The organism is Campylobacter sp. 2018MI13, from assembly GCF_018501135.1.
Taxonomy (GTDB): Bacteria; Campylobacterota; Campylobacteria; order Campylobacterales; family Campylobacteraceae; genus Campylobacter_E.
In genome coordinates, this window is the sequence record NZ_JAHCZC010000326.1 from 1 (window position 1) to 251 (window position 251).

Sequence of the window (251 nt, forward strand, 5' to 3'; positions counted from 1 at the left end):
TAGCTTTAGCACATAATCCACGACCTACGATTAGTGGAATTCTGCCACCTGCACGAACTTCGTCTAAAAGAGTATTTGGATTTATTTCAAAAGTTGAAACAACTTTACCATCTTTTTTAATTTGTCCTTTTGCAATATCAACAACAAATCTATCTCCCATTTCAAGATTTGTAACATCACAAACTATTGGTAAAGCACCACTATCTTGAGCGGTATTGAAAAAAATTGGAGCAATAGTTTGTCCTAAAATC

At 33.9% G+C, this 251-nt stretch carries 1 protein-coding gene; it reads right to left on the bottom strand.

Features of this window, described 5'->3' with window-relative positions:
• On the bottom strand, positions 1 to 251 hold a 251-nt coding region (locus KJQ99_RS10235; protein WP_214150783.1), incomplete at both ends, for a 3-isopropylmalate dehydratase small subunit.